Origin of the sequence: Bacillus sp. RHFS10, assembly GCF_016757475.1 — a bacterium.
In the GTDB taxonomy this organism is placed as follows: Bacteria; Bacillota; Bacilli; order Bacillales; family Bacillaceae; genus Bacillus; species Bacillus subtilis_G.
On the sequence record NZ_JAESPO010000002.1, the window covers coordinates 1,043,318 to 1,059,399 of the forward strand.

General features: G+C 44.6%; 19 protein-coding genes. 15 read left to right on the top strand and 4 right to left on the bottom strand.

Translation table 11 applies throughout. From position 1 onward, the window contains the following. Positions 1-144 precede the first annotated feature (144 nt). The 3 genes from JMN17_RS11975 (at position 145) to yugI (ending at position 2,398) form a co-directional block, all read left to right on the top strand. A complete protein-coding gene (locus tag JMN17_RS11975; RefSeq protein ID WP_202328148.1) occupies positions 145-645 on the top strand; it encodes an Lrp/AsnC family transcriptional regulator in 501 nt (166 codons plus the stop codon). Beyond that, the gene (locus tag JMN17_RS11980; protein WP_087993384.1) at positions 646-1,806 is read left to right on the top strand and encodes an aminotransferase; all 1,161 of its coding nucleotides are present in this window, start codon (positions 646-648) and stop codon (positions 1,804-1,806) included. Between the two features lie 199 nt (positions 1,807-2,005). Then, positions 2,006-2,398 carry a S1 domain-containing post-transcriptional regulator GSP13 gene (gene yugI / locus JMN17_RS11985; RefSeq protein ID WP_087993383.1) on the top strand — a complete coding sequence of 131 codons (393 nt, stop codon included), beginning with the start codon at positions 2,006-2,008 and terminating at the stop codon, positions 2,396-2,398. Positions 2,399-2,640: 242 nt separating this feature from the next. Here the strand turns inward: yugI and JMN17_RS11990 are convergent, their stop codons facing one another. Continuing rightward, positions 2,641-2,877: a DUF378 domain-containing protein gene (locus JMN17_RS11990; protein WP_010329881.1), complete on the bottom strand. Its 237-nt coding sequence runs from the start codon at positions 2,875-2,877 to the stop codon at positions 2,641-2,643. 229 nt (positions 2,878-3,106) lie between these two features. Between JMN17_RS11990 and JMN17_RS11995 the strand changes: the two genes are divergently transcribed. The 5 genes from JMN17_RS11995 (at position 3,107) to JMN17_RS12015 (ending at position 7,908) form a co-directional block, all read left to right on the top strand. After that, positions 3,107-4,270: an iron-containing alcohol dehydrogenase gene (locus tag JMN17_RS11995; protein ID WP_202328149.1), complete on the top strand. Its 1,164-nt coding sequence runs from the start codon at positions 3,107-3,109 to the stop codon at positions 4,268-4,270. A 103-nt stretch (positions 4,271-4,373) separates the two neighbouring features. Next, complete coding sequence (locus tag JMN17_RS12000; protein ID WP_202328150.1) at positions 4,374-5,546, top strand: iron-containing alcohol dehydrogenase; 1,173 nt, start codon at positions 4,374-4,376, stop codon at positions 5,544-5,546. Positions 5,547-5,657: 111 nt separating this feature from the next. Next, a complete protein-coding gene (locus tag JMN17_RS12005; RefSeq protein ID WP_148963938.1) occupies positions 5,658-7,010 on the top strand; it encodes a glucose-6-phosphate isomerase in 1,353 nt (450 codons plus the stop codon). A gap of 58 nt (positions 7,011-7,068) precedes the next feature. Next, positions 7,069-7,443: a hypothetical protein gene (locus JMN17_RS12010; RefSeq protein ID WP_202328238.1), complete on the top strand. Its 375-nt coding sequence runs from the start codon at positions 7,069-7,071 to the stop codon at positions 7,441-7,443. A 60-nt stretch (positions 7,444-7,503) separates the two neighbouring features. Further along, positions 7,504-7,908 carry a YugN-like family protein gene (locus tag JMN17_RS12015; RefSeq protein WP_202328151.1) on the top strand — a complete coding sequence of 135 codons (405 nt, stop codon included), beginning with the start codon at positions 7,504-7,506 and terminating at the stop codon, positions 7,906-7,908. On the opposite strand, the gene JMN17_RS12020 is transcribed toward JMN17_RS12015, so the two are convergent. Beyond that, on the bottom strand, positions 7,905-8,888 hold the full coding sequence (locus JMN17_RS12020) for a potassium channel family protein (RefSeq protein ID WP_087993378.1): 984 nt from the start codon (positions 8,886-8,888) through the stop codon (positions 7,905-7,907). The two genes, JMN17_RS12015 and JMN17_RS12020, sit on opposite strands and share 4 nt — an antisense overlap. After that, complete coding sequence (gene mstX / locus JMN17_RS12025; protein WP_087993377.1) at positions 8,885-9,217, bottom strand: biofilm formation protein MstX; 333 nt, start codon at positions 9,215-9,217, stop codon at positions 8,885-8,887. The genes JMN17_RS12020 and mstX overlap by 4 nt, the downstream gene beginning before the upstream one ends. Before the next feature lie 46 nt (positions 9,218-9,263). Between mstX and JMN17_RS12030 the strand changes: the two genes are divergently transcribed. The 7 genes from JMN17_RS12030 to JMN17_RS12060 all read left to right on the top strand — a co-directional run bounded on the left by JMN17_RS12030 (position 9,264) and on the right by JMN17_RS12060 (position 15,215). Next, a complete protein-coding gene (locus JMN17_RS12030; protein ID WP_087993376.1) occupies positions 9,264-9,527 on the top strand; it encodes a hypothetical protein in 264 nt (87 codons plus the stop codon). Between the two features lie 44 nt (positions 9,528-9,571). Beyond that, positions 9,572-10,249: a zinc metallopeptidase gene (locus tag JMN17_RS12035; protein ID WP_087993375.1), complete on the top strand. Its 678-nt coding sequence runs from the start codon at positions 9,572-9,574 to the stop codon at positions 10,247-10,249. A 43-nt stretch (positions 10,250-10,292) separates the two neighbouring features. After that, a complete protein-coding gene (locus JMN17_RS12040; protein ID WP_202328152.1) occupies positions 10,293-11,585 on the top strand; it encodes a hemolysin family protein in 1,293 nt (430 codons plus the stop codon). 126 nt (positions 11,586-11,711) lie between these two features. Next, positions 11,712-13,376: a glycoside hydrolase family 13 protein gene (locus tag JMN17_RS12045; protein WP_202328153.1), complete on the top strand. Its 1,665-nt coding sequence runs from the start codon at positions 11,712-11,714 to the stop codon at positions 13,374-13,376. Positions 13,377-13,492: 116 nt separating this feature from the next. Beyond that, positions 13,493-13,891, top strand: a complete 399-nt coding sequence (locus JMN17_RS12050) for a secondary thiamine-phosphate synthase enzyme YjbQ (protein ID WP_087993372.1) — start codon at positions 13,493-13,495, stop codon at positions 13,889-13,891. 13 nt (positions 13,892-13,904) lie between these two features. Then, positions 13,905-14,936 (top strand): nitronate monooxygenase, encoded by a 1,032-nt coding sequence (locus JMN17_RS12055; RefSeq protein WP_202328154.1) that lies wholly within the window; start codon positions 13,905-13,907, stop codon positions 14,934-14,936. A 24-nt stretch (positions 14,937-14,960) separates the two neighbouring features. Continuing rightward, complete coding sequence (locus tag JMN17_RS12060; RefSeq protein ID WP_087993408.1) at positions 14,961-15,215, top strand: hypothetical protein; 255 nt, start codon at positions 14,961-14,963, stop codon at positions 15,213-15,215. Between the two features lie 13 nt (positions 15,216-15,228). On the opposite strand, the gene JMN17_RS12065 is transcribed toward JMN17_RS12060, so the two are convergent. Further along, positions 15,229-15,966: a protein-glutamine gamma-glutamyltransferase gene (locus JMN17_RS12065; protein ID WP_202328155.1), complete on the bottom strand. Its 738-nt coding sequence runs from the start codon at positions 15,964-15,966 to the stop codon at positions 15,229-15,231. Between the last annotated feature and the right edge of the window lie 116 nt (positions 15,967-16,082).

Here is a 16,082-nt window from a genome sequence, read left to right on the forward strand (position 1 = left end):
TCACTCCCTTTCATGTGATGTCTGTATTGTGCCCTGAAATTGTCAATTCTAGCGGAAGTTTCTCCTCGTTTTTTTCTTAGCATTCGTCAAAAAACGTGATATAATGTCATGAAGATTTCTTGACATTGCAAAGGTGTGAATTGAATGAAATTGACAGAAAAAGAAACAGAAATATTAGAAATTTTAGACGAAAACAGCCGCGCCGATTTCGAAACAATCGCAAAGATGGCGGGCATCCCTGTCAATGAAGTAAAAGCAATTATTGACAAACTGGAAAAAGAAAAGGTTATCATCGATTATTCCGCTATGATTGACTGGCGAAAAGTCGACGGACATGAAGGTGTCACAGCCATGATTGACGTCAAAGTAACGCCGAAGCGGGGAGTCGGTTTTGATGAAGTGGCGGAACGCATTTATCGATTCCAAGAGGTTGAATCAGTTTACCTGATGTCAGGCGTGTACGATTTATCTGTCGTGATTCGCGGTCATTCGATGTCTGACGTAGCGCGTTTTGTTTCAGATAAACTGTCAACCCTTGATTCAGTTGTATCGACAACCACTCATTTTATCCTGAAAAAATACAAGCATGACGGCAAAGTGTTTGAAACAGGAGACGACGACAAAAGAATCGTGGTGTCACCGTAAATGACTTCGTATTTATCTGACTATGTACAACAAATAAAACCGTCCGGCATCCGCAAATTCTTTGATTTGGCGGCAACGATGGAAGGCGTGATTTCTTTAGGCGTCGGCGAGCCTGATTTTGTTACTGCATGGAATGTACGCGAAGCAAGCATTCTTTCTCTTGAACAAGGATATACGTCGTACACAGCCAATGCCGGTTTATACTCATTGCGTGAGGAAATCAGCCGTTATTTGAGCAGCAGGTTTGATCTTCGCTATTCGCCAGACAATGAGCTCATTGTGACCGTAGGGGCGAGTCAGGCTTTGGATATTGCGATCCGCGCTATTGTGAATCCAGGTGAGGAAGTCATCATTCCTGAGCCGTGTTTTGTGGCGTACGATGCGCTCGTTTCTTTGGCAGGCGGCATTCCGGTTCATGTCCATACAACGGCAGACAAAGGATTTAAAGCGACGGCGGCGGATTTTGAAGCGGCTGTCACCGGAAAAACAAAAGCCATTCTCATCTGCTCGCCATCGAATCCGACAGGTTCGGTTTATTCGAAGGAAGAGCTGAATGAAATTGCGGAGTTTGCCAAAAAACATGACGTAATCGTCTTAGCCGATGAGATCTACGCGGAGCTGACATATGATGAGGAGTTCACAAGCATAGCGGCATTACCGGAAATGAAGGAACGGACGGTTGTCATCTCGGGCTTTTCAAAAGCGTTTGCGATGACGGGCTGGAGGCTCGGTTTTGCAGCAGCGCCACCTGTGCTTCGGGATGCAATGCTTAAAATTCACCAGTATGCCATGATGTGCGCGCCGGCAATGGCGCAGTTTGCCGCCTTGGAAGGCCTGAAGAACGGCATGGAAGATGTAGAAAAAATGAAAAAAAGTTATCGAAGAAGACGGAATTTGTTTGTGGAAACGCTCAATGAAATCGGCCTCAGCTGTCATCATCCAGGCGGCGCTTTCTATGCTTTTCCATCCATCAAAAGCACGGGGATGAGCTCGGAGCAGTTTGCCGAAGAGCTTCTGACACAGGAAAAAGTGGCTGTTGTTCCGGGAAGTGTGTTTGGTCCGAGCGGTGAAGGCTATATTCGCTGTTCATACGCAACCTCGATCGAGCAGCTTCAAGAAGCGTTAGTCAGAATGAAGCGCTTCCTGAACAAAACGACATAAAAAAAGATACGAACCTTTTGTTCGCATCCAATAAAAGGGGGGAATACTAGAAAGCCTTTGGTATTTGCAGTTTACCCCCTTTTCGCTATGCTTAAACCTTATTTTTTATAAAAGTTTTCTTTGCGGAAATAAAACATCTGTGATATAATTTTAAATTGCGTATAAACAGATATTTAATTTAACTTAGGAGTTGTTATGAATGGCAGCAAAATTTGAAGTGGGCAGTGTTTACACTGGTAAAGTTACAGGATTACAAGCGTATGGTGCGTTTGTTGCATTAGATGAAGAAACTCAAGGTTTAGTACACATTTCTGAAGTCACTCATGGTTTCGTAAAAGATATCAATGAGCACCTTTCAATTGGGGACGAAGTACAAGTAAAAGTACTTGCTGTTGACGAAGAAAAAGGAAAAATCAGCCTTTCAATTCGTGCGACACAAGCTGCGCCTGAGAAAAAAGAAAGCAAACCAAGAAAACCTAAAGCTGCGCACGTAAGCGAAGAAGCTTCTGCACCACAAGGTTTCAACACATTAAAAGATAAGCTTGAAGAGTGGATCGAAATGTCCAACCGCAAAGACCTTATCAAAAAATAAGCATGAAAAAAGCACCGGACAGGAATGTTCGGTGCTTTTGATTTAATGCAAAGTCCCAAAACACTATGTTTTGGGACTTTTTCTCCTTTTTCAGCGTGATTGAAAACCTTTGAAGTCTAGGAAGGGCGAGCATTGGAGCACAGCGAATGTACAATCCCGTGAGCACCAACGCGCAGACCTGACAACGAATGCGAAGGTTTGTCAACTCGCTGAAGCACCGAAATGTCCGGTGATTTTTTATCCTATCGCATCTCAGGATTTGCTGCCTCTTCACGAGATGTTTGCTCGTTTGGCTTAAACAGCAGGCCGAGGTTGATTAATCCGGCGATTCCGACAAGTCCGTAAATGATACGGGAAAGGGCTGACCCTTGGCCGCCGAAGATGGCCGCTACTAAGTCAAATTGGAAAAATCCGATCAGTCCCCAGTTAATGGCGCCAATGATGGTTAAAACAAGACAAATTCTCTGGATCGTACTCATGTTTTGCAACCTCCTCCATGAATTATTAAAACAGTTATAGATTGTGACATATTGGAGAATCTATACATGCATTCTCCATATTGAGGGAAACTGTTCTGCCCTCGCCTATATGAGTTCTTTCCCAGCATGTTGCAATATCAAACCATACGATATGCCGCCCAGTGAGAGCTGATTGCTTTACATACAGTAAGGACATTCTGCATAATAAATAATCTAAGGAGGAGATGTCATGCAAAACTTTACATACTGGAATCCGACCAAATTAATTTTCGGGCGCGGGGAAGTGGAAAGACTGCCGGAGGAACTCAAACCTTACGGGAAAAACGTATTGCTTGTCTATGGAGGCGGAAGCATTAAACGCAGCGGCCTGTATGATCAAGTGATTGAACAGCTGAAAAAAGCCGGAGTGACCGTGCATGAATTAGCGGGCGTAGAACCGAATCCGCGTGTGTCGACTGTTAATAAGGGTGTCGCCCTTTGTAAACAACACAACATAGATTTCTTGCTGGCTGTCGGCGGCGGAAGTGTCATCGACTGTACAAAGGCGATTGCTGCAGGAGCGAAGTATGATGGTGATGCGTGGGATATCGTCACGAAAAAATACCAGCCGAAGGACGCTTTGCCATTCGGAACCGTATTGACTCTCGCTGCGACTGGTTCTGAAATGAACTCAGGCTCGGTTATTACAAACTGGGAAACAAAAGAAAAATACGGCTGGGGCAGCCCGCTTGTATTCCCTAAATTCTCGATTCTCGATCCGGTGAATACATTTACAGTCCCTAAAAATCACACGATCTACGGTATGGTTGACATGATGAGCCACGTTTTCGAACAATACTTCCATCATGCATCAAACACGCCATATCAGGACCGTATGTGTGAATCACTTCTGCGCACAGTCATTGAAACTGCGCCTAAACTGATCAATGATCTGGAAAATTACGAATTGCGTGAGACAATCCTGTACACAGGAACAATTGCGTTAAACGGCATGCTTTCTATGGGTGCAAGAGGGGATTGGGCAACTCATAATATTGAACATGCGGTATCAGCCGTTTATGATATTCCGCATGCCGGCGGACTGGCGATTCTGTTCCCGAACTGGATGAGACACACATTGTCTGAGAACCCTGCCCGCATGAAACAGCTTGCAGTTCGTGTGTTTGATGTTGAAGAAGCTGGTAAAACAGATGAAGAAATCGCACGTGAAGGTATCGATAAGCTGTCTGCGTTCTGGACAAGCCTTGGCGCTCCGAACCGTCTTGCTGATTACGATATTAATGATGAGCAGCTTGAGACAATTGCTGACAAGGCTATGGCTAATGGGACATTCGGCCAGTTTAAATCACTCAACAAAGAAGATGTGCTGGAAATTTTAAAAGCATCTCTATAAAACAAGGGGGAAGCAGCTGTTTGTCTGCTTCTCTTTTCTTTTTGTAAATTTATGCTACAATAGAAAATCTGTTTTTTAATCAGCGTCATTTGGAGGTTTCACAATGGAAAATTTCACTTATTATAATCCGACGAAGCTGATCTTCGGAAAAGGTCAGATTGAACAATTAAGAAAAGAATTAAAACAATATGGAAAGAATGTACTGCTTGTCTACGGCGGGGGCAGCATTAAACGCAACGGCCTGTATGATCAAGTCACAGGCATTTTAACAGAAGAAGGCGCAGTTTTTCATGAGCTGTCAGGTGTAGAGCCGAATCCGCGTCTTGCGACAGTGGAAAAAGGCATAGACCTATGCAGAGAGCATGACATTGATTTTCTGCTCGCTGTCGGCGGTGGAAGCGTTATTGACTGCACAAAAGCAATTGCTGCCGGTGTCAAATATGACGGTGACGCTTGGGATATTTTCAGCAAAAAAGCAACAGCAGAGGATGCGCTGCCATTCGGCACTGTTTTAACTCTTGCTGCGACAGGCTCTGAAATGAACCCTGATTCCGTCATTACAAACTGGGAAACAAACGAGAAATATGTATGGGGCAGCAATGTGACTCATCCGCGTTTCTCTATATTAGATCCTAAAAATACGTTCACTGTCCCAGAAAATCAAACCGTATACGGCATGGTTGACATGATGAGCCACGTATTTGAACAATACTTCCATAATGTTGAAAATACACCACTTCAAGACAGAATGTGCTTTGCGGTTCTGCAGACGGTTATCGAAACAGCGCCTAAGCTTCTTGAAGATCTGGAGAACTACGAACATCGTGAAACGATTTTGTATGCAGGGACAATCGCTTTAAACGGCACGCTCCAGATGGGCTACTTCGGCGACTGGGCTTCTCATACAATGGAGCACGCCGTTTCAGCTGTGTATGATATTCCGCATGCGGGCGGACTGGCGATTCTGTTCCCGAACTGGATGAGATACACGCTTGATACAAATGTCGGCCGCTTTAAAAACCTCATGCTCAACATGTTTGCCATTGATACTGAAGGCAAAACAGATAAAGAAATCGCGCTTGAAGGCATCGACAAGCTGTCTGCATTCTGGACAAGCCTAGGCGCGCCTTCCCGCCTTGCCGATTACGATATCGGAGAAGATAAGCTTGAGCTGATTGCTGATATCGCAGCCAAAGAAATGGAACACGGCGGCTTCGGCAACTTCCAAAAGCTGAACAAAGATGACGTGCTCGCCATCCTGCGCGCGTCACTATAAACCTAGAGGGCGGAATCCAATCATTCCGCCCTTTCTTCTTCACTTGATTTCACAGATAAGTTCATATAAAGTGAAAGATGAAAACATTATACCGTTATGGAGGGACAAGCAATGACGCATGTACGCTTTGACTACTCAAAAGCGTTGACTTTCTTCAACGAACATGAACTTACATACCTGCGGGACTTTGTAAAAACAGCACACCATAATATTCATGAAAAAACAGGCGCTGGCAGTGATTTTCTAGGCTGGGTGGACCTCCCTGAACATTATGATAAAGAAGAATTCGCGCGCATCAAAAAAAGCGCGGAAAAAATCAAATCTGACTCTGATGTATTGCTTGTTGTCGGAATCGGCGGTTCTTACCTTGGGGCGCGGGCTGCGATTGAAGCGCTTAATCACGCGTTTTATAACACTTTGCCAAAAGCAAAACGCGGCAATCCGCAAGTTATTTTCATCGGAAACAACATCAGTTCATCTTATATGAGAGATGTCATGGATCTTCTTAAAGATGTGGACTTCTCTATAAATGTGATTTCTAAATCAGGTACGACAACTGAACCTGCAATCGCTTTCCGTATTTTCCGCAAGCTTCTTGAAGAGAAATACGGCAAAGAAGAAGCGAAAGCGCGGATTTACGCGACAACTGATAAAGAGCGCGGCGCATTAAAAACGCTTTCTGATGAAGAAGGCTTTGAAACATTTGTCATTCCTGATGATGTCGGCGGCCGTTATTCTGTATTAACAGCTGTTGGCCTCTTGCCGATTGCTGTCAGCGGCGTCAACATTGACGACATGATGAAAGGCGCACTGGATGCGAGCAAAGATTTTGCAGCATCTGAATTGGAAGAAAACCCTGCGTACCAATATGCGGTTGTTCGCAATGTACTTTATAATAAGGGCAAAACAATCGAAATGCTCATCAACTACGAGCCGGCGCTTCAATACTTTGCGGAATGGTGGAAGCAGCTGTTCGGAGAAAGTGAAGGGAAAGATGAGAAGGGCATTTATCCTTCTTCAGCTAACTATTCAACAGACCTTCATTCATTAGGCCAGTATGTACAAGAAGGCCGCAGAGATTTATTTGAAACGGTGCTGAATGTAGAGAAACCTAAACATGAGCTGACAATTGAAGAAGCCGATAACGATCTTGACGGCTTAAACTATTTAGCCGGAAAAACGGTCGATTTCGTTAACAAGAAAGCGTTCCAGGGCACAATGCTTGCCCATACAGACGGAAATGTTCCGAACTTAATCGTTAACATTCCTGAGCTGAACGCATATACTTTTGGATACCTTGTATATTTCTTCGAAAAAGCCTGCGCGATGAGCGGTTATCTCCTTGGCGTCAATCCATTTGACCAGCCTGGAGTAGAAGCGTATAAAGTCAATATGTTTGCGTTGCTTGGCAAACCTGGCTTTGAAGAGAAAAAAGCAGAGCTTGAAAAACGTCTGGAAGAGTAATGTGAGAAAGCTGACTGGCATGTGCCGGTCGGCTTTTTATAAAATCAGAAAGGTGCTGATGTTCATGAAACAAATGGTTAAACATCTCATCATTGCCGGTTTTTCTGCAACTGTTCTATGTCTCCTTATCTCCTTCGATTCCGTGTACACAGCGTTTTCTTCAAGCTATGGCGGTACGCTATTACACTTTTTCATCCACGCCTTTCTTCTTATTGGTTTGCCGCTTGCCCTTTTTACCGATGCGGTACACCGGATGATGCAATTAAAACGATCTCATACCCTGTTCACTAAATTAGGACTCTATGCCGCAGTTGTTTATCTTTCATGGGAATCGGCTGCAGGACTTGCAGCGGCAATGGCTGTTTACTTTTTAATTGAATGCGCTTTCTTTTCTGTTGGCCGTAAGAAAGAAACAACAACGATTTCCATGTAGTTCGCCTTTGAATGAAGTCTTGTTCGGCAGGACAGGATAAGTGAAAAAAGGGGCATTTTGATGATTACAATACCTTCCGCGATAGATGGGCAGTCTTTTCTGCTTCAAGAACTGGAACAAGTCATGAAGCCGCTCGGTTATGGAATAAACGGCGGCTGGGAATACGATCACGGCTACTTTGATTATAAAATTGATGATCAAGACGGCTATTTGTTTTTAAGGATACCCGTCAATGCGGTACAGGGCAGTCTCGATGAACGAGGGGCGGCCGTTCGGATCGGCACGCCATTTATGCTGAGGCAGGTGTTTCATTCGGGGCTTTACGACAATGCCGAGGGAGGTCCGTTTCAATCACTGTTTAATCAATTTTCCGAGCCGGAAAGGCGCGACGCGGAAATTGACCCTGCGTATTTAGATATCGGCGCCTCTCTTGTAAAAGAATTGGAGGATGTTCTGCTGCATTAGATCGCAAGAAATTGGTCTGTTTCGAGTACTTTATATGTAAGAGGAGGGGAAATCTCCAGCCCTTCCTCTTTTTGTACGCCGATAATTGTAGTGTTGTGATCAAGGAAATAGAGGACACACGTTTTGTAAGCGGCTCCCTTTAGATGATCAGGAACAGAAAGGAGCTTTACATGTTGATCTAGTGTCAGATTGATTCCATTCTGCTTAGACGGCTGTAATTTGACTTGGTAATGCTGCAGTATCGCTCGGCTGATAAATTCTGAAGTTCCGATGATTTGATTAGCGCCTGCCCGCTCCGCATTGGTGACAAAACGGTCAGTCAAAATCTCGACGATGCAGTAAGCAAGGGGGTTAAGCCCTTTAACAGATAAAAGAATCAACACTGACAGCATATCTGCTTCAGTTTCACTTTTATACTGATCGGCTGTAATCATGACGGATTCAGCTTCAGTAATATTGGCCCGTTTCAGTGTCTCATCATCTGCAGCATGGCCCCGTATGAAATGAAGGTTTTCGATAAGCGGGCCTTCTTTCAAAGATTCATCAATCAGCACTACCGTCTTGGAAGGATTCGCAAGCTGCAGCGCCTTCAGCAGCCGGTTAGTTTTTTCGTTCCATCCAATCAGAATAATGTGGCCCCGCCCTTTGTAAGCAACTTTTCCTTCAATGTAGCGGTGCTGTCTGCTGAATGCGGCCGCTGATAACGTGGCGAAATAGGCGGTGACAAAGCTTGCTCCAGTCAAAATCAGCAGTATTCCGGCTGCCTGTCCCAGCGGCGTGTGCGGCACATAGTCTCCATAGCCGACTGTCGAAACGGTAACAACAGCCCACCAAATACCTTCAAATACCGAAGTGAACTGTTTCGGCTCAAGTATATAAATGATTTGGCCGAACAAAAGAATCAGAAATAAAATAATAACCCCGATTCGGATAAATAACGGCCACCTGAGCCACGAAATAAATATCCGATTTGATTTCATTCTTTTTCTCCTTCTTCAGATAATGAGATGGATAAAATCTGTTTAATAATCGTGTTTAATTTCTCATTTAGTTTTTCCTGGCCGTACATATCCCGGGCCTGTTTCATCAAATCGGCTGTATCATCTTCAAGCTGAATAAGCGGCTCATCGATTTCCGAGTCATTATAAAGCTGGATAAATGCATCCAGCCCTTCATTCATTCGGTCGATTGCTGTGCTCAGCTGTTCCTTTTCCTCACTCGTCACTTTCATGGCTTCCATCACACCCGTGCTTTTTTCTAACAGTATGTCCCACTTCAGGTGATGTTTTTCAAAAAATGAACAAAACATATAAAAACGGGTTTCTCCATAAACTAAAGCAAAAAGGATGAAAAAGATGACGATCATTCAAAGAACGATCGTGGTTTTGATCGGAACCCAGCTTGCGGCATCCGCGGTGATTTTGTTTATTTTTGATTTGAATTCATATAATCACTTTTCCGGCGGCTTCTCCTGGCTTCATTTTTTGAAGAAGAATGTCGGCGGCTTTGCCTTTTATTTGTTTTCAGCAGGACTGTTCTTTCTGCTGATCGGAATGTGTGTCCCGAGCCGGAAGAAGAAGCGCATTTCTGTACACGAGAAAGAAAACTCATTAAAATAATCGTAACAAAGAAAGATTTGATCATAGAAAAAGGATGATGAAAAATGCTGTTTATATTTTTAACAATAGCCGCATTGGGATTGTCGTTTTGGGCACAATTTAAAGTGAAGAGCAACTTTCAAAAATATTCAAAAGTGGAAGCCTCAAGCGGACGTACAGGGGCAGAAACGGCAAGACGGATTTTAGATATAAACGGTCTTTACGACGTGCCGGTCGAACCGGTAAGAGGCACTTTAACAGACCATTACGACCCGACAAGACGGGTGGTGCGTTTATCTGAGCCGGTCTATTACGGCCGCTCAATTTCCGCCATCTCCGTAGCTTCCCATGAAGTCGGACACGCCTTGCAGCATCAGGAAGCATATGGTGCGCTTGTGCTGAGACATAAAATCTTCCCAGTCGTGAATTTTGCATCCGGTGTAGCTCCTTTTCTTTTCTTAGGAGGCATGCTTCTCGGCAGCCTTAATTTGATCGGGCTTGGCATCATTCTGTTTTCAGCCGCTGTCTTTTTCCAGCTGGTTACACTGCCTGTCGAATTTAATGCAAGTTCACGCGCGAAGCAAATTATTGTGTCAGAAGGATTCATCCGAAACACTGAAGAGAATGGGGTTAATAAAGTGCTGAGCGCTGCTGCCTTAACATATGTGGCCGCCGCCCTGGTTTCCCTGTTTGAGCTTCTTCGCTTTGTGATGATTTTCTTAAACGGTCGTAATGAGAATTAACGTTAAGGAGGTGGCCCCTTACCATTTATGGTAAGGGCTTTTTTTGCTTATTTTACAATTGGTCGCTATTTTTGTATTGGTTGGCATTACGGCTTTTTTCGTCGCAGCAGAATTTGCAATCGTCAAAATCAGAGGGTCAAAAATCAATCAGCTTATTGACAGTGGCGATAGCCGGGCGCTTGCCGCACACAAAATCATCTCCAATCTGGACGAGTATTTATCAGCCTGCCAGCTCGGGATTACCATTACAGCTCTCGGCCTTGGATGGTTAGGTGAACCGACATTTGAACGCATTCTTCATCCTTTATTTGAGATGACAGGCATCCCGGAACCGATGAACCACATTGTCACATTTATCATTGCATTTATCATCGTCACTTTTTTGCATGTGGTGCTGGGGGAGCTTGCCCCGAAAACGGTTTCCATTCAAAAGGCTGAAGCTGTCAGCTTATGGGTTGCAAAGCCCTTGATTTGGTTTTATAAAATCATGTTTCCGTTTATTAAAGCATTGAACGGCTCCGCAAGTTTTTTTGTGAAATTATTTGGCTTTCATTCTGTGAAGGAGCATGAGGTTGTCATCAGCGAGGAGGAACTGCGGCTGATCCTTTCAGAAAGCTATGAAAAAGGAGAAATCAATCAGTCTGAATTCCGCTATGTGAATAAGATTTTTGAATTTGACAACCGGGTAGCGAGAGAGATCATGATCCCGCGGACGGAAATTGCGGTTATCTCGCTGGAGCAGTCGCTTGAAGAAGCGATTCATCACATTATTAATGAACGGTATACACGCTACCCTGTCATCAAAGAAGACAAGGATCATATTTTAGGAATCATCAACAGCAAAGATATGTTTAAAGCCTATTTTCTCGGCAAGCCGATAAAGTTAAAGCAGATCATGAGGCCCGTCATCAGGGTTATCGAAAGCATTCCTGTTCAGCAGCTTTTGATCCGCATGCAGAAGGAGCGGATTCACATGGCGATTCTCGTAGACGAATACGGAGGAACGGCGGGGCTTGTCACTGTCGAGGATATTATCGAGGAAATCGTCGGGGACATCCGCGATGAATATGATCAGGATGAAACGCCGCACATTTTGAAAAAAGGCGAGCACCATTATGTGATGGATGGAAAAGCGTTAATAGACGAAGTGAACGATCTGCTCGACATTGCCATTGAAAATGAAGAAATCGATACGATCGCAGGCTGGCTTCTGACGCAAAAAATGGAGCTGAAAGCAGGGGATGTGATACACGCGGAGGGCTGCGAATTTAAAATTCGCGATGCAGCAGATCATCACATCCGTTTTGTGGAAATTAAAAAAACCGACTTTTTATAAAAAGCAGCCGAAGATTGAACGGCTGTTTTTTTATGATGGCTGGCGGTTTTCTGAAAAAGCAATGCTGTAAAGCCTTTTGTCTACATAAGATATATAGACCGGGACACTGAGGAAGGGAGTGGCTGTATGAAAAAGGCTTGGTGGAAGGAAGCGGTTGTGTACCAAATTTATCCCCGCAGTTTTAAAGATTCAAATGGCGACGGAATCGGGGATATTCAAGGTATCAGATCAAAGCTTCCCTACATAAAAGAGCTGGGCGCCGATGTCATCTGGATTTGCCCTTTGTATGATTCGCCCAATGCGGATAACGGCTATGATATCAGGGATTATAAAAACATTTTAAGCGATTTCGGCACCATGGCTGACTTCGACGAGCTGCTCCATGACATTCATAAGCTGGGCATGAAGATGATAATGGATCTTGTCGTGAACCATACAAGCGACGAACACCCGTGGTTCATTGAATCCCGTTCATCCATACACTCGGAAAAACGGGACTGGTATATTTGGAAGGACGGCATAAACGAAAAAGCGCCAAATAATTGGGAAAGTATTTTCGGTGGGCCGGCTTGGGAGTATGATCAAAAGACAAGCCAGTATTATCTTCATCTTTTTGATCAAAAACAGCCTGATTTGAACTGGGAGAATGAAAAGGTGAGAAATGCCGTTTATGACATGGTGAATTGGTGGCTTGACAAAGGTATTGATGGATTTCGGGTCGATGCCATTACTCATATTAAGAAAAAAGAAGGGCTTCCCGATATGCCGAATCCAAAAGGATTGGATGTCGTTCCCTCTTTCCCCTATCACATGAATGTTGACGGCATAATGGATTTGTTAACAGAGCTGAAAGAAAACACATTTTCCCGCTATCCGATTATGACAGTCGGTGAGGCAAATGGTGTCTCTGCAAAGGAAGCGGATGATTGGGCTGGAGAAAAAAACGGCATCTTCAGCATGATTTTTCAATTTGAGCATCTCGGGCTGTGGGATGTAGAGGTCAATGAGAGCATTGATATCGTTTCCTTCAAACGAATTTTAACAGACTGGCAGGACAGTCTTGAAGGGATCGGCTGGAATGCTTTGTTTATGGAGAATCACGATCAGCCCCGTTCAGTTTCTGTGTGGGGAGACGACGGCGTGTATCTGAAAGAAAGTGCAAAAGCGCTTGCTGCTGTTTATTTTCTCATGAAGGGCACACCGTTTATTTATCAGGGACAGGAACTCGGCATGACGAACGTGGCGTTTCCGTCTATTGCTGACTATGATGATGTCGCAATGAAGCGCCTGTATGAAATAGAAAGGGCGAAAGGCGCTTCACACGAGGACGTGATGAAGATGGTCTGGAAAAAGGGACGGGACAATTCACGAACGCCGATGCAATGGAATGCTGATCCATACGCCGGATTCTCTGATGCCAAACCGTGGATCGGAATCAATGAAAATTACAAATGGCTGAATGCCGAGGCGCAAAAAAACGACCCAACATCCGTATACCACTTTTACAAAAGCTTGGTCAAGCTGCGCCAAACATACGATGTTTTTATCAACGGAATATACGAGCTCATTTTACCGGAAGATCAGCAAATCTTTGCGTATCTGCGAAAAAACGAGAGCGATACTGCCCTGATTACGGCCAACCTGACAGGAACGCCGGCCTTTTTCAAGCACGCCGGGCTGCCGTTGTCATCAGACGCACTTGTATTGTCAAATGTTGAAACAGAGCCGCATCAGCACATGACTTCAGTACTGTTAAAGCCATATGAAGCAAGGATATATGTATGGCGCTAACTCCAGCGAGAGACTGGAGTTTTTTGTTTTTATCACGTTTATGTGAGCGGCTTAACAGGAAAAAAAGAACACAGAACGAATTAGCAAATAGAGCGGATAAATGAAAGGAGAAACAAATGCTGAAAACATTGCAAATCAAAACGACCAAACGAGATGAAATGATTGAGATCACACGCGAGGCGGAAGCATTTCTTCAAGAAACAGGGGTGACGAGCGGCGCGGCGCTGATTTATTGTCCGCATACGACAGCGGGCATTACAATTAATGAAAATGCCGATCCAGACGTCAAAAAAGATATGCTCAGAAGGTTTGATGAGGTGTATCCGTGGGAGCACGAGCTGGACCGCCATATGGAGGGCAATACAGCTGCGCACATGAAATCGAGTACGGTCGGAGCCTCACAGCATGTCATTATTGAAAACGGCCGGCTGATTCTTGGAACGTGGCAGGGCATCTATTTCTGCGAATTCGACGGCCCTCGCCATCGAACATGCTATATCAAAATCATGGGGTAACAGGAGGGTTTTCATGACCGAATGGATGAAATTATTATCGCTGACAAAACCTGTAATTCAGGCGCCGATGGCAGGCGGGCTTGTCACGCCTGTCCTGGCAGCTGCTGTGTCAAATGAAGGTGCGCTTGGCAGCTTGGCGTCCGGATATCTCAGTTCCGACATGCTCGAAAAGCAAATCGTTGACATGCAGCAGCTGACTGACGGAGCATTTCAGGTGAATGTGTTTGTTCCGGAAAGCAGAAAAGAACCGGATGAGGGCAATATTCAAACTTGGAAAAACAGAATCCCGTTTGCCGAACAGGCCCCTCCATTTTCTTCAGAGGAAGAAGAATGGGAGGATTTCCATAAAAAAATAAGCATCATTCTCAAACACAATGTAAGAGCCTGTTCATTTACGTTCGGCATTCCGCCGGATGAAACCATTCAAGCGTTAAAGAAAAATGGCTGCTGTCTCATTGGTACGGCTACTGTCCCGCAGGAAGCCATCATGCTTGAAGAACGCGGAATGGACATCATCGTACTGCAAGGAAGCGAAGCGGGCGGCCATCGCGGTTCCTTTCTGCCGGTCAGCGGGGAAGCCGCACTAGGCCTCATGTCGCTGATTCCCCAGGCGGCAGATGCCGTTTCCGTTCCGGTTATCGCGGCAGGCGGAATTGCCGACCGGCGCGGCGTTCAAGCCGCTCATTGTCTCGGAGCCCAAGGCGTACAGGTTGGGACGCCATTTCTCATGTGTGAGCAATGCGAAGCATCAGAAACGTACAAAGGCGAGTTAAAAAGAGCGCGGGGAACAGACACGCGCTTGACCTCATTGTTTTCAGGTAAGCCTGCAAGGGGTATAGTCAATCAATGGATGAAAGAGCAGCAAGCTGAGGAGGCAAACGCGCTTCCTTATCCATTGCAAAACACGTTAACAAAGCCGATGAGAAAACAAGCAGCCAGAGAAAAAGATTCCGGGTACATGTCTCTGTGGGCCGGGCAATCTGTCGGCATGCTTAACGGGACCGCTGATGTGAAGTCACTGTTAGCCGAGCTTTGTCGAACGTAACTTGATAAATAGAGGTGACAGATGATGAACATTCTTCAATATTCTTATAAAAAAAGAGGGAAAATTGAGTTTGTATTTGAAGACTGGCCTCACTCAAAAGTTACAATGGCCCCTATCAAAGGCTACTATTTTGTCCGCTTTATCAAATGGAGCAGTCTAGATCCAATCGTGACAAGAAACGACCTTGAAAAAATGGAGTGGGCTGCGAACCAGTATTTAGGCACAGCCCCTTTTTATCGAAAACGAAAAGCGTTTGAAACCCCATCGTCCTGGAAATAGGCGATGGGGCTTTTTAGCGTACGATGCGGTAAAGAGACGGAACATCCAGTCTCGTCGCCTGAGACAGAAGATAAGCTGACTGTACGGCTCCTTTTTTTCGAAAAGAATTCAGCTTGTCGATAATTTGCTGTCCGCTTAAGATTCCAAGGCCATGGGCAAAAAATTTATCTTCTTCCAGTAAAATCACATTTTCGCCTCTCCATTGCGCTTTTTGCGGATCAAATTCAGGGTTTTTAAAATACAGACAATCTCCAAGGAAATAGTGATGGCCTGTTTCTGTGTATATGGGCAATTTCTCATAATGCCAGTCGTATAAAATAATTCTGTCAAAGCTGGCATCAAATTTTTCCTCTCCGATTGTATCGATCAAAGCCAAATAATAAATAACAACAATTGCGGTTGCGCATTCAAACGCGTAAAACGGGCCGTTTTCAGCAATGTCCCGAATCGCTTTTGAAGGCGGCATTCTGTATTTCAGCTCCAAGGCGCCTTCCGGTGAAACCCTCCAATACGCTGTATTTCCGTATGTTTTTAAAAAAGTGGCGAACTTCGCTCCGCTTTTGTGCAGCGTTTTTGCCGCTGCAACGATATTCATCCGCAGGTTCAGCTCAAACATCAGTTCGGCAATTGAATGATAATCAAACTGGACAGGCGTCTCAATCATCTCTTTTAACAGCGGATTCAAATGCTCATCAATCTGCCAGTTTTCAATATCTTGGGGACGGAGCAATTGTCCGGATACAATAATCATCTTTAGCCCCCCTTGTTTTTTATAAGATATGCAAAGGGCTTGGGCAATGAAAGCGAAAAACAGAAGACAGCTGAAAAAGAACTTCTTCCATTTTTATTTTAAAACTTTTTTAAGCA